Annotated in this window: 20 protein-coding genes; 5 read left to right on the top strand and 15 right to left on the bottom strand. The window is 43.9% G+C overall.

From position 1 onward, the window contains the following. Nucleotides 1–17: 17 nt before the first annotated feature. The 13 genes from eutC to SNE26_RS05685 form a co-directional block, all read right to left on the bottom strand. Nucleotides 18–773: an ethanolamine ammonia-lyase subunit EutC gene (gene eutC / locus SNE26_RS05745; protein WP_321558411.1), complete on the bottom strand. Its 756-nt coding sequence runs from the start codon at nucleotides 771–773 to the stop codon at nucleotides 18–20. Nucleotides 774–958: 185 nt separating this feature from the next. Beyond that, nucleotides 959–2,329: an ethanolamine ammonia-lyase subunit EutB gene (locus SNE26_RS05740; RefSeq protein ID WP_321558410.1), complete on the bottom strand. Its 1,371-nt coding sequence runs from the start codon at nucleotides 2,327–2,329 to the stop codon at nucleotides 959–961. A gap of 111 nt (nucleotides 2,330–2,440) precedes the next feature. Then, nucleotides 2,441–3,790 (bottom strand): ethanolamine permease, encoded by a 1,350-nt coding sequence (gene eat / locus SNE26_RS05735; protein WP_321558409.1) that lies wholly within the window; start codon nucleotides 3,788–3,790, stop codon nucleotides 2,441–2,443. Between the two features lie 234 nt (nucleotides 3,791–4,024). Continuing rightward, nucleotides 4,025–4,954 (bottom strand): sugar phosphate isomerase/epimerase, encoded by a 930-nt coding sequence (locus SNE26_RS05730; RefSeq protein ID WP_321558408.1) that lies wholly within the window; start codon nucleotides 4,952–4,954, stop codon nucleotides 4,025–4,027. 238 nt (nucleotides 4,955–5,192) lie between these two features. After that, nucleotides 5,193–7,793 carry a glucosidase gene (locus tag SNE26_RS05725; protein WP_321558407.1) on the bottom strand — a complete coding sequence of 867 codons (2,601 nt, stop codon included), beginning with the start codon at nucleotides 7,791–7,793 and terminating at the stop codon, nucleotides 5,193–5,195. 416 nt (nucleotides 7,794–8,209) lie between these two features. Then, nucleotides 8,210–9,280, bottom strand: coding sequence for a membrane dipeptidase (locus tag SNE26_RS05720; protein ID WP_321558406.1), 1,071 nt, complete (start codon nucleotides 9,278–9,280; stop codon nucleotides 8,210–8,212). Between the two features lie 12 nt (nucleotides 9,281–9,292). Then, nucleotides 9,293–10,405 carry a D-TA family PLP-dependent enzyme gene (locus tag SNE26_RS05715; RefSeq protein WP_321558405.1) on the bottom strand — a complete coding sequence of 371 codons (1,113 nt, stop codon included), beginning with the start codon at nucleotides 10,403–10,405 and terminating at the stop codon, nucleotides 9,293–9,295. Between the two features lie 93 nt (nucleotides 10,406–10,498). Beyond that, a complete protein-coding gene (locus SNE26_RS05710) occupies nucleotides 10,499–10,963 on the bottom strand; it encodes a RidA family protein (RefSeq protein WP_321558404.1) in 465 nt (154 codons plus the stop codon). A gap of 165 nt (nucleotides 10,964–11,128) precedes the next feature. After that, nucleotides 11,129–12,205 (bottom strand): hypothetical protein, encoded by a 1,077-nt coding sequence (locus SNE26_RS05705; RefSeq protein WP_321558403.1) that lies wholly within the window; start codon nucleotides 12,203–12,205, stop codon nucleotides 11,129–11,131. Nucleotides 12,206–12,299: 94 nt separating this feature from the next. Next, complete coding sequence (locus SNE26_RS05700; protein ID WP_321558402.1) at nucleotides 12,300–13,406, bottom strand: hypothetical protein; 1,107 nt, start codon at nucleotides 13,404–13,406, stop codon at nucleotides 12,300–12,302. A 107-nt stretch (nucleotides 13,407–13,513) separates the two neighbouring features. After that, entirely contained in the window at nucleotides 13,514–14,329 is an 816-nt protein-coding gene (locus SNE26_RS05695; protein ID WP_321558401.1) for a hypothetical protein, read from the bottom strand. Nucleotides 14,330–14,358: 29 nt separating this feature from the next. Next, nucleotides 14,359–15,915 (bottom strand): phosphatase PAP2 family protein, encoded by a 1,557-nt coding sequence (locus SNE26_RS05690; RefSeq protein WP_321558400.1) that lies wholly within the window; start codon nucleotides 15,913–15,915, stop codon nucleotides 14,359–14,361. Nucleotides 15,916–15,945: 30 nt separating this feature from the next. After that, nucleotides 15,946–16,869 (bottom strand): transporter, encoded by a 924-nt coding sequence (locus SNE26_RS05685; RefSeq protein ID WP_321558399.1) that lies wholly within the window; start codon nucleotides 16,867–16,869, stop codon nucleotides 15,946–15,948. Nucleotides 16,870–16,960: 91 nt separating this feature from the next. On the opposite strand from SNE26_RS05685, the gene SNE26_RS05680 reads away from it, so the two are divergent. Further along, a complete protein-coding gene (locus SNE26_RS05680) occupies nucleotides 16,961–17,086 on the top strand; it encodes a hypothetical protein (RefSeq protein ID WP_321558398.1) in 126 nt (41 codons plus the stop codon). Nucleotides 17,087–17,132: 46 nt separating this feature from the next. On the opposite strand, the gene SNE26_RS05675 is transcribed toward SNE26_RS05680, so the two are convergent. Then, nucleotides 17,133–17,684 carry a hypothetical protein gene (locus tag SNE26_RS05675; protein ID WP_321558397.1) on the bottom strand — a complete coding sequence of 184 codons (552 nt, stop codon included), beginning with the start codon at nucleotides 17,682–17,684 and terminating at the stop codon, nucleotides 17,133–17,135. 161 nt (nucleotides 17,685–17,845) lie between these two features. Between SNE26_RS05675 and SNE26_RS05670 the strand changes: the two genes are divergently transcribed. The 4 genes from SNE26_RS05670 to SNE26_RS05655 all read left to right on the top strand — a co-directional run bounded on the left by SNE26_RS05670 (nucleotide 17,846) and on the right by SNE26_RS05655 (nucleotide 21,230). After that, nucleotides 17,846–18,406: a YeeE/YedE thiosulfate transporter family protein gene (locus tag SNE26_RS05670; RefSeq protein ID WP_321558396.1), complete on the top strand. Its 561-nt coding sequence runs from the start codon at nucleotides 17,846–17,848 to the stop codon at nucleotides 18,404–18,406. 1 nt (nucleotide 18,407) lies between these two features. Next, complete coding sequence (locus SNE26_RS05665; protein ID WP_321558395.1) at nucleotides 18,408–18,818, top strand: DUF6691 family protein; 411 nt, start codon at nucleotides 18,408–18,410, stop codon at nucleotides 18,816–18,818. 80 nt (nucleotides 18,819–18,898) lie between these two features. Next, the gene (locus SNE26_RS05660) at nucleotides 18,899–19,486 is read left to right on the top strand and encodes a TlpA disulfide reductase family protein (protein ID WP_321558394.1); all 588 of its coding nucleotides are present in this window, start codon (nucleotides 18,899–18,901) and stop codon (nucleotides 19,484–19,486) included. A gap of 193 nt (nucleotides 19,487–19,679) precedes the next feature. Beyond that, nucleotides 19,680–21,230, top strand: a complete 1,551-nt coding sequence (locus SNE26_RS05655; protein ID WP_321558393.1) for an alpha-L-arabinofuranosidase C-terminal domain-containing protein — start codon at nucleotides 19,680–19,682, stop codon at nucleotides 21,228–21,230. 310 nt (nucleotides 21,231–21,540) lie between these two features. Here the strand turns inward: SNE26_RS05655 and SNE26_RS05650 are convergent, their stop codons facing one another. Continuing rightward, nucleotides 21,541–24,117, bottom strand: coding sequence for a phosphoenolpyruvate carboxylase (locus tag SNE26_RS05650; protein ID WP_321558392.1), 2,577 nt, complete (start codon nucleotides 24,115–24,117; stop codon nucleotides 21,541–21,543). Nucleotides 24,118–24,217 lie beyond the last annotated feature (100 nt).

Genomic DNA, 24,217 nt, shown 5'->3' with positions numbered 1-24,217 from the left:
GCAAGTACCTATGGTACTTAAGACTCTATCAACCCCGCGTTATCCTTCAACTCCACGCCTGATAACTTCCGTTTGAAGGCTTCGTTAATTAGATAGAAAATCTTTTTTGCGGCTTTCTTATAGGTTAGCCCCTTATGCCGAATATTGGAAACGCAGTTCCTTGATTCATCGGTTAAGCCGGGTTTAGGATTATAGGTGAGATAAGCCCCTAAACTATCGGCCGAGCTGAGGCCAGGGCGCTCGCCGATAAGGATCAGCGAGAGTTTAGCATTCAGTCCGTGACCAATATCATCACCAATGGCTACCCTGCCCTGCTCAACCAGGCTTATAGGTGCCAGCTTTAAACCATTAGCAACCAACAAGGGAATAAGTGCATCCAGCAACCCCACGGCATTTTCATTTACTGCTGTTGCCGAAAGTCCATCAACTATCATGATAGCGACATCGCTTTCAGCACTATAACCATTTAGTTCGTTCAATGAAGGCTCGTTAAGCTTACGCCCAAGGTCGGGCCGTTGCAGGTATTGTCGTCTGTGTGTTACCCTGCTATGCAGCTGTAAAACCGGAACGTCGAAAGGTTTAAGCGCATTGGTTAGCTTACCCAGATCCAATTCAGAGTATACGGCATCCCGTGCATGTGCATGCGCCAGCTTAAACTCAAGCGACTGCTTTAACGGGATACTTGTCCCCACGCGGCCAATAGCTATCCTTGCCGAAGTAAACTCCTGCAAAGCCTTCAATGGCCCAATTTCATGTGGGATGTTTCGTTTCATTAATTTGCAGTCTGTTATCGTCTTCGGTCATGCCGAACTTGTTTCCGCACCCCACATCCTATGTCTACCGCTGCATAGCGCCGACTTGTCTCGTGAGTTCCTGAACCAAGTTCAGGATGACATCGTATTTTTTATTTTCTGCCAGTTCAAAAAACCTTTCACCTTTCGCCTTTACCCTTTCACTTTCAATTAAATCCTCTCAACAATCCATGCTCGTTAACCGGCAGCATATTCCCCCTATTATCAACTATGCCTTGTTTTATCAGCCATTGTTCAAACTCCGGTGCGGGTTTCAATCCTAACACTTTACGCAGGTATAACGCGTCATGAAAGGAGGTTGACTGATAATTCAACATAATATCATCTGATCCGGGAATACCCATCACAAAGTTGCAGCCCGCCACGCCCAGCAGGGTAAGCAGATTGTCCATATCGTCCTGATCGGCTTCAGCATGGTTGGTGTAGCAAACATCTACGCCCATGGGCAAGCCCAAAAGTTTTCCGCAAAAATGATCCTCGAGCGCAGCACGAATGATCTGCTTACCATCATACAAATACTCCGGACCAATAAAGCCTACCACTGTATTTACCAGCAAAGGGTTAAACTTTCGCGCAACAGCATATGCCCTCACTTCGCAGGTTTGCTGATCTACCCCAAAATTGGCATTGGCCGATAGCGCGCTGCCCTGCCCGGTTTCAAAGTACATCACGTTATTACCTGCCGTACCTCGCTTTAATGATAATGTAGCCTGATAAGCTTCCTCAATTAAGCTTAAATTAACCCCAAAACTGGCGTTAGCCTTTTCGGTCCCAGCTATTGATTGAAAGCAAAGATCAACAGGCGCACCCTCATTAACCAGCTGTAGTGTAGTAGTAATATGGCTCAAAACACAGGTTTGCGTTGGGATCTCAAACCTGTGCCGCAACTCATCCATTAACGTAAGTAAGCTGCTCACCGCCGCCGGACTATCCGTTGCAGGGTTAATGCCGATAACTGCATCCCCGCTGCCAAATAATAAGCCGTCGATGATGCTGGCCGCTACCCCCCGCGGGTCATCTGTTGGATGATTGGGCTGCAAACGGGTACTGAAATGCCCCTTTAACCCAATGGTATTGCGAAAGCATGTAACCACCTGGCATTTATTGGCCATCGCGATCAAATCCTGGTTACGCATCAGTTTAGAAACCGCAGCCACCATTTCGGGCGTTAAGCCGGAAGCTATAGTTGTTAAAGTAGCACAGTCGGTTTCGTCACTTAGCAGCCAGTCGCGCAATTCACCAACCGTTAAATGGCTGATATGGCTAAAAGCCGCCTCATCATGATCGTCAATGATAAGGCGGGTAATTTCATCATCCTCATAGGGGACCACCACCTCGTTCAAAAAGTTTTTGAGCGGCACATCGGCCAGGGTAATTTGCGCGGCCACCCGTTCCTCATACCCACCAGCACAAAGCCCTGCCAGTTCATCGCCCGAGCGATAAGGCGAAGCCTTCCCCAGCAATATTTTCAGGTTGGGAAACTTATAAACCCGGTGATGTATATTGTGGCGGTACATTTGTTTATATCATTATTTCATTGATCATTAAGTCATTATTACTTAGCAGACTGGCAAATGCCCCTACTTTATATCATTTGTCATTATTCACAAAGCGAACAAGCAAATGACTTAATGATTAATGACCTCATCAATTGGGGCACTCATCATATCTTCGGTTAAAGCAACTTTATGTTTTCCCATCGCTATAAAAACCAGCAGCACAATTGCCAATCCTCCTGCAAAAATGAGGCTCATATCAGGATTAAAATATATTGTCGCTATTAAACATACTAAGCAAATTATTAAAGCTATGGCCGGAAAAACCGGGTATACCGGGGCTAAAAACGGTCGGCTTAAGCGTGGTTCTTTTTTACGCAGTATAAACAGGCTCGCCATGCTCATGATGTACATAACTACGGCACCGAGCACCGATAGCATGATGATCTGATCTGTTTTAAATTTATAAATGAAGATGGAGCTTACCACGCCGCTAACCACAAGCGCCCAGTGCGGTGTTTTAAATTTGTGATTAATATCCGACAGCACCCGCGGTAAATAACCACTCCGTGCCATGGCAAACACCTGCCGCGATGATGCAAGGATAATACCATGCAGGGATGCTATCAATCCAAACAAGCCTATACTGGCAAATATTTTGGTTAAGCCGTTACCCTTACCCAATACTATTCCGATGGCTTCTGGTAAGGGATAATCCAGATGACTTAGCTTGCGCCAATCGGTAAGCCCGCCGGTAATGACCATTACACCCAGCGCCAGTACTACCAGGGTTATTATAGCCGAAATATAGCCGCGTGGAATGTTCTTTTTAGGGTTTTCCACTTCTTCGGCTACCATAGCAACGCCTTCAATGGCCAGGTAAAACCAAACCGCAAAAGGCAGGGCTGCAAACACACCTGCCCAGCCAAACGGCATTGGATTGTTAAGGTAGTTTACTATTTTAAAATGCGGTGAAACAATACCCAGATAAAGTAGCAACTCAATTATGGCAAGTATGGTAATGAATACTGAAAAAGTTGCCGATTCCTTTACGCCCAGCATATTCAAAAGAATAAAGAGGATATTAAAGCCCATTGCTGCCTCTGTTATAGGAATGGCAGGATACAAAAAATGCAGGTAACTCCCTAAAGATACAGCCACAGCAGGTGTAGCTACCAGGAAGTCAACAAGGGTAGCATAACCGGCAATTAATCCGCCAAACGGGCCCATAGCCCGGTATGCGTATGCAAACGCGCCACCGGCATGAGGTATGGATGCGGTAAGCTCGGTGTAGCTAAAAATAAAGGTGATGTACATTAAGGTGATAACCAGGGTAGCTATCAGCAAACCTATTGTGCCCGATACGGCCCATCCCAAATTCCACCCAAAATATTCGCCCGAAATAACCAGCCCTACGGCTATAGCCCATAAATGGATAGGTTTTAAAACCCGTTTTAAATGTTCTGTAGATGTTTCCGCCATAAGCCTCCGTTAAGGAAAGTGTTTCGCCCCTTAAATTACTTAAACACGGGGTTAAATCAAAATTGGCAAATGTTATGGAATTGTTAACGTGGGATAAGGCTTGAAAAAATAATATGTTCATAACGTCATTGCGAGGTACGAAGCAATCTCCAATGAGCAGAGTAGCTATGCATATTCGCCCTGTAAAGTGGGGGATTGCTTCGTACCTCGCAATGACGATTTGTATAAAGATATTTACACCATCAATTTATCCTTCAAATAGCTCATGCTTGAAGTTATACTGGCAAAGGCATCTTTAGGCATATCATGCTCTACAAAAAAGTGTTGCATACCGGCTGATTTTGCCGCGGCGAAAATTGGTTTAAAATCAATAGTTCCACCTCCTACAGGTTGTATATTCTGCCTGCCGGCGTCCAAATCTTTCACGTGCCAAAGCGGGAAACGACCAGGATGTTCCTTAAACATTTCCACCGGATTTTTACCGGCCTTAACAGCCCAGGCCAGATCAAGCTCCATTTTTACATTACTGGCATCGGTTTCGCTCAAAAGCAGATCATAAGGTACTTTACCATCAACCGCGTGAAACTCCATATCGTGGTTATGATATGCAAACTGGATGCCTGCTTTTTTAGCAGCTTCCCCCGTTTTGTTCAGCACTTCAATCGTACCTTTTATTTCATCAAGCGTGGCCGTAGGTGAGTTGGCGCAAACCAGGTATTGAACACCGCCTTCGGCAACTTCATCAATTACCTGCTGCATATTATCACGCAGGTTCAGCACAGGAGGCAACACCATCGGTTTACCATCTGCACCTGCGGGCATTTTTGCTCCCGGGGGCAGTTTAAACGGAGCGCCAAGAACGTGGTGCGAAGTCCAGCTCATACCCAGGTCATTCACCATGGCCTTAAATTCTTTAGGCTTCATACCATAATAGCCGCCTTTTTTACTAAAGGCCGATTCTAATTCCTTGTATCCTATAGCTGCAATTTTGCTCAGCGTGCCCTTTACATCTTCGTCAATAACGCCGAAAAAAGTAAACAACTGCAGCCCTACAGGATGATGCTCCATGTTACTCAAAAAACTTGCCGCTTTACCCGATAAGGCCATGCCGCCGAGCACCAATGCACCGGTGCCCTTAATAAAATTTCTTCTGCTGTAATTCATGCTTTGATAATGGTTAATAATTAACTGGTTCAGTAAAGCTAATTAATTAATAATGAGCAAAGAAATTTATTGTGTCTTTTTTACACAATAGTTTTATACAAAGCTAAAAGCGTAATACTGAAAGCTTAAAGCCGATAAATAGGTGAAATCAGTATTGGTTAATGTTATCTATAATCCTTGTTAGTTAACTATTACATGGTATTGTTTAGTTAAAAAGCTGATGAGAGGCATATAAGTTTTACTCCAGATACAAACAATTGGCTATCAAGCCTGTCCAGCCGGTTTGATGTGCAGCACCCAGTCCCAGGCCGGTATCACCGTCAAAAAACTCATAAAACAGGATATGATCTTTAAAATGCGGATCGGCTTGCAGCTTTGAATTTCTGCCATACACCGGCCGCTCACCATTTTCGTTTTTCATAAACAGTTTGGAAACCCGGGCATAAAGTTCGTTAGCCACCTCCTTCAGGTTCATGAAATTACCCGAACCGGTTGGGCATTCTATTTTAAACTCATCGCCATAAAACATGTGGAACCTGTGCAAACTATCAATGATCAGGTAATTGATCGGCATCCAGATAGGGCCGCGCCAGTTACTGTTACCGCCAAATAAACCGCTGTCACTCTCGCCGGGCACATAGGTAATGCCAAATTCAACTCCATTTACCGAAACATGATAAGGATGTTTAAGGTGATACTTTGAAAGTGAACGGATCCCATAATCGCTCAAAAACTCATTTTCATCCAACATATATTTGAGCAATGATTTCATCCTGTAACCACGCAGCAAACTAATCAGGTGTTTGCCGTTGCTTCCCTTCTCGTTCCAACGGGAAACCAGCGATGCAAGATCAGGGCGATTTTCAGCAAACCATTTCATGCGGTCTTTAAATACGGGGCTTTCCATAATGTCTTTTTCATCCAGCACTTCGGTAGCAAACAGGGGGATCAGCCCCACTATGCTCCTCACCCGCATTTTTATAGAACCGTCATCGGGAAACCGGATCTGATCGTAGAAAAAGCCATCCTCGTCATCCCAAAGGCCTTCATTATTTTCGCCCAGGTTTGACATGGCCCCTACAATATAAATGAAATGTTCAAAAAACTTAGAAGCAATATCAGCGTAAGCTTTGTCGGTTTCGGTAAGTTCGGTGGCAATGCGCAGCAGGTTAAGCGAATACATGGCCATCCAACTGGTACCATCGGCCTGTTCCAAATGCTGCCCGGAAGGTAAATGCATGTTACGGTCAAAAACACCGATGTTATCCATGCCCAGGAAGCCCCCTTCAAAAATGTTATTCCCCGATTGGTCTTTTCGGTTAACCCACCAGGTAAAATTGAGCATTAGCTTATGAAAAACCCGTTCCAGGAAATAAGTATCCCCTTTGCCGTTATTGTTTTCTTTATCAGTTATATAAACGTTCCATACGGCCATGGCATGTACCGGAGGGTTAACATCCCCAAAATCCCATTCATAGGCAGGCAACTGGCCATTAGGATGCATATACCAATCGCGGGTAAGCAAAATCAGCTGATTTTTGGCAAAGGCCATATCAACTGTTGCCAGCGGCAAACAGTGAAAAGCCAGGTCCCAGGCAGCAAACCAGGGGTATTCCCATTTATCGGGCATCGAAATAATATCGCGGGTATTAAGATGCGTCCACTTACTGTTGCGGGCCTTTTGCCTTTGTGCAGGCGGAGGCGGCATCCCTTTATCACCGCTAAGCCAGTGGCGAACATCTGTATAAAAAAACTGCTTGTTCCAAAGCATACCTGCAAAAGCCTGCCGCTGAATAAGGCGGCGGTCAGGGTTCATGGTAGCTCCGTGGATATCATTATAAAACTGATCGGCCTCTGTTTGGCGAACGTCAAAAACCTGGTCAAAATCTTCGAAGCTATAGTTAGCATCTTCAGACAAGCGCAGGCGTAAGGTTACGCTTCGTTTGGCCGGGATATTCAAATCGTAGTTTATAGCTGCCTTGGTACCCATGTTTTTAGGGTTTACCGTATCGGCACTATGAACAATATAATCGTTTATACCATCCTTATAAAACTTTCGGCCATCGTCATAATTATAAAGCCTGCGCGAGTTGGTTTCATTATCACAGAACAGGAGTTGAGCTTCTCCTTCGGTGTGCAGCCACATCTGCCCAAGGTCTTTATGAAAAACACTGATCACCTTATCCGAAGAAGCACAAAGATCAGGTTTGCGTGAATCATATCCCCAACCCCAGGTATTGCGGAACCATAAAGTAGGCATCACATTAAGCGGCGCATCTTTATCACTGCGATTATGGATAGTTATTTTTATCAGGATATCTTCCTGGGCGCTTTTGGCGTATTCAGTAAAAACATCGAAATATTCGTTATGATCAAAGATCTTCGTGTCCATTAGTTCAAACTCCGGATCCTGGCGACCACGGCGTTTGTTCTCATCAACCAACCGTTTGTACGGAAACTCGTTTTGTGGATATTTATATAACGTTTTCATGTACGAGTGCGTGGGCGTACTATCCAGGTAATAGTACATCTCCTTCACATCCTCGCCATGGTTACCTTCAGGGTTACTGAGGCCGAAGTAACGCTCTTTAATTATAGGGTCTTTCTTATTCCATAATGCAATTGCAAAGCAAAGGTATTGCTGCCTGTCGCAAATGCCGGCTATGCCTTCCTCGCCCCAGCGGTAAGCTTTACTGCGGGCCATGTCATGGGTTATATAGTTCCAGGCATCACCATTGGCGCTGTAATCCTCACGTACGGTACCCCACTGGCGGTCGCTCACGTAAGGCCCCCACTTTTTCCAGCCTGTATCCTTTAACCTTGATTGTTCTGCATTCATAGTATAGATGGCAATTTACACTATCCCCAATTTAAGGTAAGCGTTTTGCAAAGTAGATTTAATTAGGTAAAAATACGTTAACCTAAGGTTTGTTTTACCTAATTATGAAGAATAGGCAGGATTTGACGGTTGTTTATTCGTTTAGTTATGGTGGGTACAAAACATAGCTGCGTTGAGCTATGTTGCATTTTAAAACATTAAGCTCTTATTCGTTGTCGAAGTTGGCGACAGCGTAACTTCGTCACAAAATGAGTTAAGCTTTCAGCTTAACCATGATACCAGAAGACGATTTACATCCGCTAACTTACAACCCTGATACGGAAGCAAGATGCTTCCACGGTTTTAGATCGAAGTTAGGCTGCTGCTAAACTTCGACCAGGACCTGCCCACCGCAAACTAAAAACTGCCAACTGAACTTACGCCCAAGCGTTCCTTAAAAACCGCAGCCAATTACCATGCATCATATTTTGGATATCCTCATCAGTATAACCGCGTTTTTTTAACAGGTCAGGAACTTTTTGCAGATCGGCAATAGTTTCCAGGTCATAAGGACATTGCTCACGACCGAATGCACCATCAAGATCGGTACCCATACCTACATGCAGGGCGTTTCCGGCTATCTGGCAAATGTGGTCGATATGATCAACCATAACTTCCATGTTACAGTTCATACCTTTTGGGTTGGATACGCCCCTCACCCATCCCGGCACCATCATCCAGGCATCAAGGGCGGCTCCTATCACCGCTCCGCGGTCGACAAGGGCTTTGATCATTTCATCGCTGTACTGGCGGTTATGGTTTACCAGCGCACGGCAATTGTTGTGGCTTGCCCAAACATGGCCGTTAAAATGATCGAGTGCTTCCCAAAAGCTATCATCGCAAAGGTGGGTAGCATCTAAAATAATATTCAATCGCTCCATTTCCTTGAGCAGTTCATGCCCTTTCGGTCCCATGTACCCGGTAGCATCTGTACCCTGGGCATACCTGCCGGGGCCATAATGTGCCGGACCAACAGCCCGTAAGCCATAATTATAAGCCCGCTCCAAATGCTGTACGGTCACTATCGAATCGGCACCTTCCAAACTTAAAACATATCCTATAGGCTTTTTATCTGTAGATGCGCCGTCGTTCCAAAGCTCCAAATGCTTTTCGAGCGATGACAAGTCGTTCACCTGTACCATTTCGCCGGCATCCTCCATAGCCTTATACCAGGCTACCTGCCCCTGTGTTTGCGCCCAGGCTTGCTCTGGCGAGTGCCAGCCCGGCAAGGGATTACCAGGTGCTACGTAACGCCCTATCTGGGTGGCTACTACCAGGCCAATATTTCCTTTGCGTAATTCAGGTAAAGTAACAACAGCCTTGGCGCGGTCGGGTTTATCGGTTAACCCTTCTTCACGTTGATTTATCTCAGCCAGCGGACGCGTAAGATCGCGGTTCCACTCCAGGGCGTTCATACTTAAATCTAAGTGGGCATCTATAACAAACATGGTCAGGGGTATTTAAATGGTAATTTTGCGGTCGCGGGCCTTGTTAAGCCATTCGCCGCTGATGTTTTCATTTTCAATAGTATAAACGCGCTCATACAACGCCACCGTAGGGCAAACATGGTGCGGAATGCCGTAAAGCACATCGCCTATATTATATTGATGATTATCACCTGCCTCAACCACCAAATGTTCTTCACTTTGGCTTACAGGGTAAAGCCCGGGCGCATTTAAAAAGTAAATGCGTTTGCTCAGTTCGTTCTCGGCCGATATCGACTTATGCCCTACATCCAAACAAATCTTTGTTGGGCCGGGCAGGGAAATCACCCGGGTAACAACCAATGCGGCAGGTAAAAAGTCCTGCTCAGGCATCCCCATCTGGTAACCTTTATCCCAGTAAACAAACGTACCCGGGCTGCATTCAACATAATTACGTTTGGCATGAATAGGAAAAGTTGGTGAGCCTCCTGCTACGATAACCGGTTCGGGGTAACCTTTACTTTTTATAGTTTGCTGTAATTTAAACACCGGATCAAACGCAAAATTACAGCGTTCGGCCCGTTTCTGCAGATCCACATCATGAATGTGGCCATCATAGGCATGCAAACCCACGGGGTTAATACCCGGCAATACGCCGCAATCCATATAAAGCTGAAGAGCTTCAAAACCCGGGGTTATACCTGTACGGTTCATACCTACGTTCAGATCGAGGTATACATCGATATTAGCATTAAATCTTACTGCTTCATCAGAGATCTCCTTTGCAGACGCGGAGTTATCAACCAAACACGAAAAACGCGTTTGCGGATAAGCATGGATCAGCCTGATGAAACGGTGCAGCTTCGGCCCCTCGGGCTGGTAAGCCAGCAAAACATCGGGAGCTTTGCCCATGGCCAGCAATTCGGCCTCGGCAATGGTAGCGCATTTGAATTTACTGATGCCTGCGTTAAGCAGCAAAGCGGTAACCTCGGCATTTTTATACGTTTTAACATGAGGACGCAAACGGGCAACATCATCAATCATGCCGGTAAGCATGGTTATGTTTGTTTTAACCCTATCGGGATAAACCACCAACGCTGGGGTATCCAGCTTATCAATATCCTGTATATTATACCAGTTAGTGATCATGGTTAAGTCGGGAGTATTAAGTTCTAAGTCGTAGCCAGGCAAGTTTTTCAGAGCTGCATAATTGCGTCTCTACGAAAATGGTATTGAATTATTTTATACTAATTCAAACAGCGCTTCAATTTCAACAGGGATATTATCAGGTAATGAGCCCATTCCTACCGCACTGCGTACGCCTATGCCGTTCTCTTCGCCCCAAATTTTGGCAAAAAGTTCGCTGGCTCCATTGATGATAAAAGGATGTTTCTCAAATTCAGGCGTGCAGTTAACCATACCCAGCACTTTTATAACACGTTTTATCTTATTAAAACTGCCGATGTTGGCTTTAATGGTAGCCAGCATGGTTAAACCAACCTGCTGTGCGGCAAGTTTACCGTCTTCCTGAGTTACTGTTTCACCAATGCGGCCAATAATGAGTGAAGCATCATCCTGTACCGGACCATGGCCCGACAGGTAAAGGTATTTGCCATCAACTAAACATGGTTTATAAACGCCAAGTGGTTTTGGGGCAGGCGGCAGGTTTAAACCCAGCGCTGCAAAGTTTTCATCGGGAGTGTTCATGGGCATAAAACTATTGTTTTTAAATAAAAAAGTATCATAAAAAATAATTTTACACTAATGCTGTCCCGCAGGAGAGAATTTAATTCGGAAAAATTAGTGTTAAATAAAAAAAGCCGAGGATCTCACTCCCGGCTTCACCAAATCAACTAAGTAGCATATATAATCTCAAAATTTAAACGACACTCCAAAATTGATAGCGTAATCGGCAAATGCCGCGTCGCCGATTACGTATTTACCGGTGGCTACCGAGTTTTCTTTATCAGTAACACTTTGTGTACGGTCACGTTTCAGGGCGATAGGCACGCTGGCAAAAATATTTACCCTTTTAAATGCATAGCTCAGAGAAGGCTCGGCAGAGATGATATAACCCGGGCGGCGGAATGCATCGCTTTTACCTATCAGGTCATGAACTGGGATCCCCTCAATACGGCCACCTGCCGATATGGTGAACACATGCGCTATGGTATAGTTAACACCTAAACGGGCCAGGTACTGATCGGGCACACTTGAAATGGCTTCGTTAGCCAGCGTTGCGCTCAGGGTTTCGCGGTAAGTGCGGGTACCATTGGTATTACGCGGATTGCTCATATAGTACAAGTTAGTATACCCGCTAAACCCGCTGCCAAAACCCAGGTAACCGTTTGCTTCGGCAATGATACCCAAACCGCCATCACCTAATTGGATGGACTGATCAACAGGGCGCTCGGATGGAATAACATTGTAAAAGTGCGATTTGTAATTAAAATCGCCGGTAGGTAGCTTGATACCTAAACCAACCTGGATGTTCCCCTTGGTTTTACGGCTATCAAACAACCACCTGTTCACAACGATGCGGGCATCACCAATACCTTGCGAATATGAGTTGCGGCGCTCTTTACCGCCATGCTCATATAATGAAGAACGGGTATTAACAAGGTACGGTACACCAACAGATACAGACCAATACTGGTTAAAATTACGGGTAAGGTTTATATCAACAGTATGCTGATGATTGATCACCTCGTTACCTATTACCAGGCGCTGCTTCTGCTCGTCGCTGCCCTTAAAATGACGAAACGATTTAAAATAACGCCATGAAGCGGTAAGTTCCCAGCCTTTGTATGAAGTATCCTGTGTAGTATGTTCCATGTTACTAAACGGGCCATCGCCTTTAATGGCAACGCAGCCTTGTGCATGTACACTGGTATAGGTAAGCAGCAGGCACATTGCTGTACAAAAAAGAAATTGTAAAATATGTTTCATAATATGTTGTTTAAATGTAATTGCACCTTATCAGCGGCGGTTAAATGAAGCCGGGGCTCTCAATCCCGGCTTTAAAATCAACAAAACCAATTCTCTATTTAATTCTAAAGGTTATCCCAACGTTAATGGCATAATCTGCAAATGCAGCGTCGCCCTGGGTATAGACACCAGTTAAGCCGGTTGAAATTTTATCCGGTACACTTTGCGTGCGGTCGCGTTTTAAGGCTACAGGTACAAATGCATAAATTGAAAATGATTTAACACGATAGGTAATACCAGGCTCGGCAGAAATGATATACCCCGGCCTGCGGAAACCGTTACTGCCACCTACCAGGTCATGCACCGGCAGGCACTCGTAACGCACCCCGGCCGAAAAATCAAACTTGTTGATACCATAACTTGCACCACCGCGGATCATTACCTGGTCTGGCACGCTCATAATATCGCTGCCATTAGCAACCGCCTTGGAACTTGGCACACTACCGCGGGCTGATGACACACCATTTTGTTCCCTTGGGCTGATGAGGTAGTAAAAGCCGCCGTATAATCCAAATCGTTTCGTAAAATTGTAATAGGTGTTAATCTCGGTAGTGATACCTGTACCACCGTCACCCAACTGAATAGACTGATCAACAGGGCCAAGCGTTTTGGCATCATTAGCAGCTGTATGATAAAAATAATCCTGGTAATTATAGTTTCCGGTTGCCAGCTTTATGCCCAAACCAACCTGGATATTTCCGCGACGGGCTTTTGCCGGGTTTAACAACCAGGCATAGGCAGTTAAACGAACATCACCCAAACCAAATGAATGTGTTTGCAGGCGTTCTTTACCACCATGTTCATATAATGATGAACGGCTGTTGTCAACTATAGGCAAATCCACAGCAAACGACCATCGGTTATTAAAAATGCGTGTTAACGTTAAATCCTGCGTATAAGAATGGTTAATAACATTGGTTCCCTGCGCAATACGTTGCTTTTGCTCCTTGGTGCCAACAAAGTGTTTATATGAACGAAAGTAGCGGTTATTGCTGTTTAACAGCCAGCTACCGCTGCTGGTAATACTGTCCGGATGCTCATCCATTGTACATAAACCACCTGTGCTCCTGATAGCTACGCAGCCTTGTGCATTTGCTTTTGCAAAGGTTGCAAACATGAAGATTGTGGTAATGTAAATAAGTTTTAGTAAAAGGTTTTTCATAAAATTAGTTGTATTATTAATATGCATTTGCAATTGTTTAGATAATAGATTCACAAGGCAGACTGAATTTTCGCCCTGGACAATAAGTTTTTTTATGTTTTGATGATTTAGCTTACTCTTAAATGTGATGTATGTTTAAAAGGCCAAAGTATATAGCCAGCCGGTGCTTTTTTAACTGCAAACCATAAGGCCAGCAATACACCATAGCTCCCGCCGCGTTCTATCCACTCAAACATTTCGTATTTTGGATAAAAGAGCTCGCTGGATATTTTCCATATAATAAAAACGAGGATTATATTTTTAAAGGGACGAATAAGCACCGTTAATGCAGCCAGCACTTCAAATAAGCCAACAAACTGCGCCGTTTTTGCCGGATTGGCAAAACCAAGTGCATGGTATTGATTTAATAAACCTTGCTTTTGGATAAGGTTAAGCCAGCCGTGGCCCGTTAACAACATAAATGCAAATACCCTTAGCCAGGTAATAACTTTAGCCAGGGTTTCGGCATTGATACTAAGGTTATCATCCATACGGGCAAACCATTGTTTTTTGCCTGTTGGGAACCCTCCCTGTATCAACAGCAATGCAAACGGTGCACCGTAGTTGCCTGCACGTTCAATGAACTCGGCAAAAGGTTCGCCCGACAATGGGCGCATAGATGCAGTAGCCAATCCCCAAACCACCAGCCATGCGGCTATGGCGCGGGTTGGATAAACCAGCATGGAAATACCCATTAATATATCTACAGTACCAACATAAGGCATGAGGGTGTAGGCCATTTCTTTACCTATACCGAAAACACCAAAGTAATTACACCATATTTGTTTGGTAATAATACCGAAGCAACCGTGCCCTATAAAACACATGGCTACTGCCAGGCGAAGCGTGTGATATATTTTTTGATCGTTTGTTAAGCTGCGCATTGTTTATTCGTCCTCAATTCAACATCCTGTTATTTTGCGTCGGCCCCATCGGCCTTACCCCTGTTAACTGCGTACTGTCCAACTTTATTGCCGGTTACCAAACCAACTTCGCAATCGCTCCGGTAGTGAATAGCCCCGTACAATCTTGACATAGCCGCCGCATGTGCCATATCTGTAAACTTAGTCCCCCTATCAGGCAGCAAATACGTTAATACAGTGGCCGCCGCGCCGCTAAAGTTAGAGTGACCTGATGTATAGGCCGGAAAATTTGGCACACCTGTTAATGTTTTGATATTTGGATTAGCCTGCGACGGACGCTGGTTAAAATAAAAATACTTGGTATCCCAGCATACAATAGCGGCGTCCATTTCGGCCATGTTCAATAGTGCAAAGTTACGGGCCCAGCGTATTTCGCTGTAGTTTTGTTTTACAAATTCATCGGCCGCAATAGCGTTCCAGTGACCTGTAGGTGTATAAGTACCGGCGCCATCGGCCCAGAAAGCAACCAGCTCTTCATGATCGCGGCTATGGTCTTTACTGAATGACAATACCTCTTCTGTTTCTTTTTTAAACTCAGCCGAATTTGTTGCATATGGTGCAGGCGGCCTGATAGCAGCGACGACAGTCGAATCAAACAGAAAGGGAACAACCTTTGAAAACAATGGCAGCATCGGCGGCCTTTTGGGGGTTTCCAGGCTCACCCAAAATTGCTCACCTTTTGCAGCGGTGATAGTTTCAAAATTTTTCCAGATAGCAGGGGAACCACCAGCTTTGCCTGCACCGTCATTACGGGCGCGGGTGGCAAATATGGCAGCTACCTGCCTGCCCAACGATTCGCCGGCAGTAAATTCGCCACGGGTATTAGCTCCTGACGCCATCCTGTATAATCTTTCTTCATCAACCTTTTGTTGTATATAAGCTACATCCGCAGGGAATAATAACTTCATAATCTCAGATGTGGCACCAGATATTACCGCATCCTCGCTTGGGTACGATGGCAGTTCGGATGCCGGGATCAGCGCTTTAATACCCGAATCGTTTTTATACGGTGCGGTACGTTTATAAATGTTTTTGAAGTGCCACGCAGCTACCAGCGCATCATATTGTGCAGCACTTACATAAGCGTAGGCACGTGCAGCATAAGGCGGGTTAGAGAACGGAAACTCAGGGTAGTTAAAAGGATTGGCTGAGTTTGGAGCAGGATAAGTACCATCAGGGTTTTGGTATGGCGGTATGTTATGTTTGGCTACCAGTTCGCGCAAAATCTCGTTCCACCTTAATACAGAGCCAGCACTCCAGTATTGGATCTTTGACTGCTGATCACTGGTCAGGTTTTTTTGTAATCCTTTGATCTCGTTCAGATCGGCCACATAGGCCGGCGATGTAACTGCATCAGGCGCGGACACGCTTAACACACTAAAATCTTTAACCAGCACGGGGTTCCAGGTATCGGCAGTAAGGTCCAGGTTTGATGGCTTAAGCGCCGGGTACAGCGCAGTCCGGTCTAAAATATCTTTCCTGCACGAACTAAACGTTGCCGCAGCCAACACTGTTATTGTGAATATATTAAGTATCGTTTTTTTCATTTCATTGATCATTGATTGTCCAACCGCTAATTACTTCTCCTTTTTGGTGCTAAACACATAGTACACACCTGCAAATCCCGACCGGGTTTGGCCTACATTACGTCCGTTTAAAACATAGTTACCGCCTGCAGTAAACTCAAGTCCGCTGATAGACTGGAAGCTGTATTTCAATATTAAACCAACAGCAGTGCTATTCATGCGGTTACTTGGAAAAGGCATATCGTTTTTACGGATATCAAAGCCGCTTGTGCTCGTAATTTTTGTAAACGTAGCTTCGGCATTAAATTTAAGGCTGCGGTAACCGCTGCTAAACATAAAGTTGGTAGCGTTTGGTAACTGCACCTCGTTGGTGTAATGCATTTCGGTTGTATAATATGAGTTTCTGTCGATAGTAATATTATCACGACGAATGTACTGGCCTGAGCCTGCCACAAAGAACCTGCCTGTTTGATAGTTAAGCAAGGCACGTAAGGCTACGCTTTTGCTATGCAAACCTACAGATAAAGGCAAAAAATCGGCTTGATAATTGGCTAAAGGCAATGAACCCGTAGCTATAGCATGAACGCTAAACAAACCGCTGCCTATCTCCTCTTTTACGGCCATCCATTTAAACGAAACCATAAGGTCCTGAAATGACTTTTCACCACGTAAAGTACCGGCCGAAGCATTGGTGGTTACGTAAGGCACCATGAACAGCAGGTTGATGCGGTTTGAAAGACCATAATTACCACCCAGGCTGTAAACGTTTGTGCTTACAGTGCCCAAATTTGGATTATCCCGTTTAAAAGTACCTTCCCAGTAATGGTCCCAACTCCCATGGGTATATACTGCGGCAGCACAAAAATAATTTTTAGGGATCATCAATGCATCAGCATCGGTTTGGGCTTTGGCACATTGCGCAATAGCCAATAAAAAAGAAACTACTATACAACATCTGTAAAAATACAGCGACATAAATTTCATTACGTTTTAAATAATAAGGGTAATAGCTAATAATAAAGTGGTTTAACAAGCCGGTTTAGCACTATCAAATCGGTTTTAACCGATGATTGACAATGCATCAGCATTAAGGAGCATGATCAAAGCCGTAAAGAAACTGTTGTACCTTAAATCAGCACAGGTGATGTGCAAGTTCAAACAGCAAAATGATAAAAACGGTTTGTATCCTTAAAGTGCAGGCACACAAATCAATTTAACTCATAATTTACAGGCAACAATCAGCAGGCAAAGTTTGGCGGTTTACCGGGCGACTCGATGAAGGGTGAATTTACATGGTAGGCTATAGGGCGTGGTTTTACCTTTAATATCCTTCCGTAAGATAAGAATTGGTAGTGCATAACCTGGAAGCTGTATTCGCCCCCGGCGTTTATCTTTTTTTGCGATGAATCATGTGCCTTTTTACTTAGGGGCACATCGCTTATTTCTTTGGCAATAATGAGGTTTGCATTAACCAAACGGGTTTTAACGCTATTGGCTATACAAATAAATGACATGGTATCCTGTGTAACTTTATACCGCAGATAGTTGTAGTAAACACCTTTTAACTGCAGTTGCCCCTGATCGCGGACATAGCCATTCCAACTGTGGATTTTTGGAAGATGTACAGGGATCTTGATCTCAACAAGTTTGGTAGCGTCAACCTTGTTTTCATAGATCTCCTTAACAATTTGCACTTCGGACTGATGAATAAAATACTCAAATACTAAACTATATCCGCCCAAATTGAACAGATGTACATTTAATAAGAGTATCGCTATAAGCTTCTTCACCAAAAGAAATTTTGTCAGGGTATATAATTGCCAGTAAATATATGTAACAATATTGTTAAAACAAATAAAAAGTAAAATTGTATGAATCACAATTACATGCCAACCTGATTGGCATTTTGCCAATTTACATTAGATATATTTGCGGGTATTAACTTGTAACTATGGATCTGATAACCCAACCCTGGCCATGGTATGTAGCCGGGCCGCTGATAGGCCTTGTTGTACCGGCCCTGCTCATTATCGGTAATAAAACTTTTGGTATCTCATCATCATTAAGGCATATCTGTGCGGCATGTATTCCGGCCAATATCCCCTTTTTTAAATACGATTGGAAGAAAGAAAGCTGGAACTTGTTTTTTGTTGCAGGGATTGTTCTGGGAGGCCTCCTGGCTGCACAATATCTTTCTGCTAATCATCCGGTTAATATCAACCCGCAAACCCGTGCATTGCTGCAACAACAGGGAGTTAAAGATTTTAATGGCTTATTACCGAAGGATATTTTCAGTTTTGATGAGTTGCTTACCTTAAGAGGTTTTATTTTTATAGTGGCAGGCGGCTTTTTGGTAGGCTTTGGGACAAGGTATGCCGGCGGTTGTACATCAGGCCATGCCATCATGGGGATCTCGAGCCTGCAATGGCCATCGCTGATAGCGACCTGTTGTTTTATGGCAGGCGGATTCATTATGAGCTGGTTTATTTTACCTTACCTTTTACATTTATAATATGCTCAACATCAAATATCTGTTTGCCGGCCTGCTTTTTGGCATAGTACTGGTAAAATCGGAGGTGATATCCTGGTTCAGGATCCAGGAAATGTTCAGGCTGCAATCGTTTCATATGTATGGTATCATTGGCAGCGCTATTATTGTAGGGATGATCTCTGTTATGATAATTAAACGTTTTAATATCAAAACCCTTACCGGCGATGCCATCGTTATTCCCGACAAAAAATTTAACTGGGGCAATGTATATGGCGGGTTGATATTTGGTTTAGGCTGGGCAATTACAGGCGCCTGCCCTGGTCCGCTGTTTGCGCAGATTGGAAGTGGCTTTTTGGTTACTTCGGTTACGCTTTTAAGCGCTATTTTGGGGACATGGGTTTATGGAGCAATAAAGGATAAATTGCCTTATTAATTACTTTCACGCAAAGGCGCTAAGACGCAAAGATTTCAACAGTAGACCTGGCATGGGTAAAAGCTCTTAAATATCATTTTATGATCCAACGGAAAAAGATATCGGTCTCAAATATTTTTAGTATCCTCATTATGGTGTTGGCGTTGTTGGTTATTTTTAACCCCAATGCCAAAGGTTATCTAATCAGGGGCCTCATGTCGCTGGGGTTTTTCCAGCCCGATATTGATGAGTATACTAAGCATCACGAAAACTTTGCCAATGTACCTGATATCCAGTTTAAGGATGCAGCGGGCAATACCACATCGTTAAGCGTCTTAAAATCTAAAGTGGTATTTATAAACTACTGGGCTACCTGGTGCCCTCCCTGCATTGCCGAAATGCCTAAAGTGAATACGCTTTATAAAAAATTCAGGAACGATCCAAAAGTAACCTTTCTTTTGATTGATGTAGATAACGACTTGCCTAAAGCCAAAGCTTTTATGCTTAAAAACAAGTACGACCTACCCTTATATATACAAAAGAGCAATGTACCCGGCACTTTATTGGATGGCACTATCCCTACTACCCTCGTGTTTGATAAAGAGGGTAAGCTTATTTATAAACACTCTGGCGCGGCAGATTATAGCAGTGAAAAGTTTGAAGAGTTTATAAGGCAGAACCTTGATTAGCTTGAATAAAGTATTTCCTGACAATGCTGATCTTGCAGGGTAACCTCGGGTTTTCATTTCCAATGATACTTATAATTCAAGGTAATCCATTAATCAAGCTAATCATGGTTCTGATATTTTTATTGTTATTTTAACACTTATTCGCATAATTTTTCTTTTCTTTACTGTACAATTAGTTAAATCCTAAGTTTCAATGAAAAAGAACCCGTTTTTACAACTCGGCGTTATCGCTTTGTCCTTATTGAGCTCGGCATCCTTCGGGCAAACAGGTACACTTAATATCAGTACCGACTCAAAAACAACTATTAGCAAGCACATTTACGGCCAGTTTGCCGAGCATCTCGGTCATGGCATTTATGGCGGTTTCTGGGTTGATAAAACCCTTCCCGTAAAAAAACAGGACCGCATCAGGCTTGATATTGTTGATGCCCTTAAAAAGATAAAGATCCCTAACCTTCGCTGGCCCGGCGGCTGCTTTGCCGACGAGTACCACTGGCGCGATGGCATTGGCCCAGCAGCGGTACGCCCGCGCATGGTAAATACCAACTGGGGCGGCATTACCGAAGATAACAGCTTTGGCACACATGAGTTCCTGGAGCTTTGCGACCTGTTAGGCTGTGAGCCTTACATAGCGGGCAACGTAGGCAGCGGCACAGTTGATGAAATGTCGAAATGGATTGAATACTTAAACTCAAACAGTAGCAGCACAGTAGTACAATTGCGTAAAAAGAATGGTCACCCGGCTCCATATAAGGTAACACTTTGGGGTGTAGGAAACGAAAGCTGGGGCTGCGGCGGCAATATGACACCTGAATATTATGCCGACCTGTTTAAACGCTATGCTTCATTTGCCAAGGATTACCCAGGCGCCAAGCTGAAAAAAATAGCCAGCGGACCAAACTCTGACGATTACCGCTGGACAGAGGTTTGTATGAAAAACATCCCTAACTGGATGATGTCGGGCCTGTCGTTACATTATTACACTGTGCCAACCGGCAACTGGGGTAAAAAAGGTTCGGCAACTGATTTTAGCGAGAAAGAATACTTCGGCACTATGGTTAACTGCCTTAAAATGGAAGAGCTGGTTACTAAACATTCGGCTATTATGGATAAATATGACCCGGATAAAAAAGTAGCCCTTGTTGTTGACGAATGGGGCGTTTGGACTGATCCTGAACCTGGAACAAACCCTGGCTTCCTTTATCAGCAAAACAGCCTGCGCGATGCTTTGATAGCAGGTACAACGCTTAACATATTCAATAACCACAGCGACCGTGTTAAAATGGCTGCACTTGCACAAACCATTAACGTACTGCAGGCATTGATATTAACTGATAAAGAGAAAATGGTGCTCACCCCTACTTACCACGTATTTGATATGTATAAGGTGCACCAGGATGCCAAATACCTGCCTATTAAATTAAGCGTACCTGATTACGAAGTTGACGGCAAAAAAATCGAAGCTGTAAATGCATCTGCTTCGCAGGATGCGGCCGGCAAGGTACACATCTCATTAGTTAACCTTGATCCGCACAATACCATTACCATTACAACCGGCCTTAGCGATGTAAAATGGCAAACCGTTAGCGGCCAGGTATTAACCTCGGCCAATTTAACTGATGTTAATACATTTAAAGATGCCAACAAAATTCATCTGAACGCCTTTGCCGGCGCTAAGAAAGACGGTGACAAACTGGTAGTGAGCCTGCCTGCAAAATCAATAGTAACACTCGAATTGAAATAAAACCCTTTCTCCTAAGGACAAGAGGCCGCATCATTTGTATTTGATGCGGCCTTTTTTATTACATATAAAGCAATTGAACAAACACGTATACCCAACCTGTTAATTTTATGCTTTTACGTATTCTGCTTTTAACTTTATAATGGCTCCCGGTTTTTTCTTAAAGTTTGAGGGCAGAGGCTTTTCAGATCAAATGCCAAAAACCTTTGAAAAGTTTTTGACACAGCCCATCATGATCATATAATTAAATCAAAAAAAATCCACCTGCTATTGCTAACAGGTGGACGGGGATATAAATTAAAACAATAAACTCTTAAGCCAAATTGCGCCCGGCATTTACAATACCGTAAACCGTACGGATCACGAGCTTATTGTAAACATCATTAAGCTCGGTATCCTTTTCATAATTGATACATTGCAGGGCGTAGTGCTGAATGATCACCAGCGGTAACACTATTTTTTCGCGAATGGCGATAGAACGACGTTCAACCGGGTATTCTTCCATCAGTACGGTACTGCCGGTTAGTTCAAGAAGCATTTCGCGGGTAAGGATAAACTCATCGCGAAGCATTTTCCAGAAGGCGCCAAATTTTTCATCCTGCTCCAGGTACGCAGTAACCCTGAAATCTGACTTTGACATCGACATCATACAGTTATCCAGCATGGTTTTAAAGAAACCTGATGTTTGGTAAAGCTCTTTGATCTCGTCCCAGCCGCCGGTTTCTTTAACCTGTTTAAGCGCAGTACCTACACCATAAAAACCGGGGATGCTTTGTTTTAACTGGCTCCATGAAGTTACAAAGCTGATAGCCCTCAAATCTTCCAGTTTCAATTGAGCCCCTGCGTTACGTTTGGTTGGTCGGCTGCTGATATTGATCCTTGACAATAATTTCAGCGGGCTGAATTTTTCGAGGTATTCAACAAACAGCGGATGTGCGCGCAGATCGATAAACAGCTTATAGCTCACATCGGCCATTTGCTGAATGAGTTCTTTATGACGGTTATCCAACAGATCGTTACGGTTAGGGTGCAAAGCTGAGATAATACCTGCGTTGATCAACTGTTCCATATTAAATTGGGCAGTTTCAACCGAACCGTATTGTGAACTAACGGTTTGCCCCTGAATAGTTAACTGGATATGCTCGTTAGCAATCTCTTTACCCATCGACGCATAGAAACGGTGTGTTTTACCGCCGCCACGTGCAGGCGGGCCTCCCCTGCCATCAAAAAACGCCAGTTGAATACCGTATTTACGGGCCATTGCGGTAAGCTCAACTTTAGCTTTATATATCGACCAGTTAGCCATCAGGTAACCGCCATCTTTGGTACTATCCGAAAAGCCAAGCATAATGGTTTGCTGGCTGCCCCTGTTTTTCAGGTGCTCGGCATAAAACGGATGGGTATATAATTGCTCCATGATGCCCGCAGCATGTTCCAGGTCGTTCACAGTTTCAAACAGCGGCATAAAATCAATGCTTAAGCTGTCTTTTTTCCATCCGCTCCATAAAAACAGCGTAATCAGTTGCAGGATATCCGAAGCGCGCTGGCAGTTGCTGATGATAAAACGCTGGCAGGCCCTTTCACCATTACCCTGTTGAATTTGCTTAACTAACCTGATGGTATCCAGTGTATCGTGGATCATAGCATCTTTTTCCTCTTTAGGGCAAACAAAATCGGCCTCTTTAAAGGTGATGCTCTTTATTTTATCATCCTCGCTTAGTTCCGAATAACCTTCCGCTACGCCTGTGTCAATATTTTGGGTTCCGTATTCAAATACCTTACGTAAAATACGGCTGTCCTGCCTGATATCAAGCGTTGCAAAATAGCATCCAAAAAGGCGTACCTTCTGGATCATATCCTCAACAATATTCACGAACAAACCATCGTGATCTCTAAGGATGACTTCTTTTATGGAAAGCAGCAGTTCCAGTAGTTCGCCTTGCAGGTTAACCGGAGTTAACTGTTCATTAGCGTTTTTATAAAACAGCGTCTCCAGTTTAGTCATGGCCTCCTCAACACCGCGGAAAGTGATGCGGCGCTTAAGTACCCTGAAATCGCGGTAGTAACACCTGAACAGGCGCTGCCTTAAAAAACTGGCAACTTCTTTGGTGGTTTGGGTTGTTACATTAGGGTTACCGTCACGGTCGCCGCCCGGCCAAAAACCGAGCTCCAGTATTTGACGGCTTGCAGCATCAATATCAAATTCCTCTTCCAGTTTTGACTGGATCCCCGATACAGCATGATAAAATATATTTTCCAGGAACCAGGAAAGACTGATAGCCTCATCAACAGGTGTTGGTGATGTTTTATTAAAGAATGGTGTTTTACCTAATTGCTGCAGTAATACATCAATGTTATTGATATCGTTGATTTTTACAGCCTCAATTAAATCAGTCATGATGCCAAGCACCGTACCGGGATAAAACTGCGTAGGGTGCGCAGTAAGCACCAGTCGTAACGAAAAATCTTTTAATTTTTCACTGATATCCTGGCGGCTTTCATCACTGATTGCTGCATGCTGCAACAAGCTTTGCAGGGTACCGCTATCATCAAACTTACCTATTTTATTAAAGGACGAATCTTCAATAGCATCAAACAAAACCACCTGGCGTTCAATGTACTGAATAAACCTGAACATGCGGTTGATCTGTTCGCGGTGGTCGATATCCGGTACATACTTTTCAAAAAACGACTCGATAATATCTGTCGGCGAATCATGGGTAATTGCACCCTTTTCGCAATGCGAACTGAAGAATGGTAATAAGATCCCTGTATCCTTTACCTGGTAAAATGGAAGTGTTTGAAACAAACTGTTATATAACTCAAATCGGGTAACAACTTCATTATTGAAAGCTGCTTCTCTTTGGTTGAGTTTTAACGTTGGCGACATAGTAAAAAATTAAATTGAGGTAAAATTGATTGGTTTAGCTTTTGGCCTTTTCCGGGGGGTGAATTTACTGATCTTTAATTTAATTTCATCAAAAAGTAAA

Origin of the sequence: Mucilaginibacter sp. cycad4 (genome assembly GCF_034263275.1) — a bacterium.
GTDB lineage: Bacteria > Bacteroidota > Bacteroidia > Sphingobacteriales > Sphingobacteriaceae > Mucilaginibacter.
This window is presented reverse-complemented; position numbering and strand designations above follow the sequence as displayed.

Coding starts and splice junctions, on each gene's coding strand:
- SNE26_RS05655 (WP_321558393.1), top strand. CDS start 19,680: ATGAAAAAGAACCCGTTTTTACAACTCGGCGTTATCGCTTTGTCCTTA.
- SNE26_RS05695 (WP_321558401.1), bottom strand. CDS start 14,329: ATGCGCAGCTTAACAAACGATCAAAAAATATATCACACGCTTCGCCTG.
- SNE26_RS05680 (WP_321558398.1), top strand. CDS start 16,961: ATGATTGACAATGCATCAGCATTAAGGAGCATGATCAAAGCCGTAAAG.
- SNE26_RS05685 (WP_321558399.1), bottom strand. CDS start 16,869: ATGTCGCTGTATTTTTACAGATGTTGTATAGTAGTTTCTTTTTTATTG.
- SNE26_RS05725 (WP_321558407.1), bottom strand. CDS start 7,793: ATGAATGCAGAACAATCAAGGTTAAAGGATACAGGCTGGAAAAAGTGG.
- eutC (WP_321558411.1), bottom strand. CDS start 773: ATGAAACGAAACATCCCACATGAAATTGGGCCATTGAAGGCTTTGCAG.
- SNE26_RS05705 (WP_321558403.1), bottom strand. CDS start 12,205: ATGAAACATATTTTACAATTTCTTTTTTGTACAGCAATGTGCCTGCTG.
- SNE26_RS05650 (WP_321558392.1), bottom strand. CDS start 24,117: ATGTCGCCAACGTTAAAACTCAACCAAAGAGAAGCAGCTTTCAATAAT.
- SNE26_RS05700 (WP_321558402.1), bottom strand. CDS start 13,406: ATGAAAAACCTTTTACTAAAACTTATTTACATTACCACAATCTTCATG.
- SNE26_RS05690 (WP_321558400.1), bottom strand. CDS start 15,915: ATGAAAAAAACGATACTTAATATATTCACAATAACAGTGTTGGCTGCG.
- SNE26_RS05670 (WP_321558396.1), top strand. CDS start 17,846: ATGGATCTGATAACCCAACCCTGGCCATGGTATGTAGCCGGGCCGCTG.
- SNE26_RS05720 (WP_321558406.1), bottom strand. CDS start 9,280: ATGTTTGTTATAGATGCCCACTTAGATTTAAGTATGAACGCCCTGGAG.
- eat (WP_321558409.1), bottom strand. CDS start 3,790: ATGGCGGAAACATCTACAGAACATTTAAAACGGGTTTTAAAACCTATC.
- SNE26_RS05710 (WP_321558404.1), bottom strand. CDS start 10,963: ATGAACACTCCCGATGAAAACTTTGCAGCGCTGGGTTTAAACCTGCCG.
- SNE26_RS05660 (WP_321558394.1), top strand. CDS start 18,899: ATGATCCAACGGAAAAAGATATCGGTCTCAAATATTTTTAGTATCCTC.
- SNE26_RS05730 (WP_321558408.1), bottom strand. CDS start 4,954: ATGAATTACAGCAGAAGAAATTTTATTAAGGGCACCGGTGCATTGGTG.
- SNE26_RS05665 (WP_321558395.1), top strand. CDS start 18,408: ATGCTCAACATCAAATATCTGTTTGCCGGCCTGCTTTTTGGCATAGTA.
- SNE26_RS05715 (WP_321558405.1), bottom strand. CDS start 10,405: ATGATCACTAACTGGTATAATATACAGGATATTGATAAGCTGGATACC.
- SNE26_RS05740 (WP_321558410.1), bottom strand. CDS start 2,329: ATGTACCGCCACAATATACATCACCGGGTTTATAAGTTTCCCAACCTG.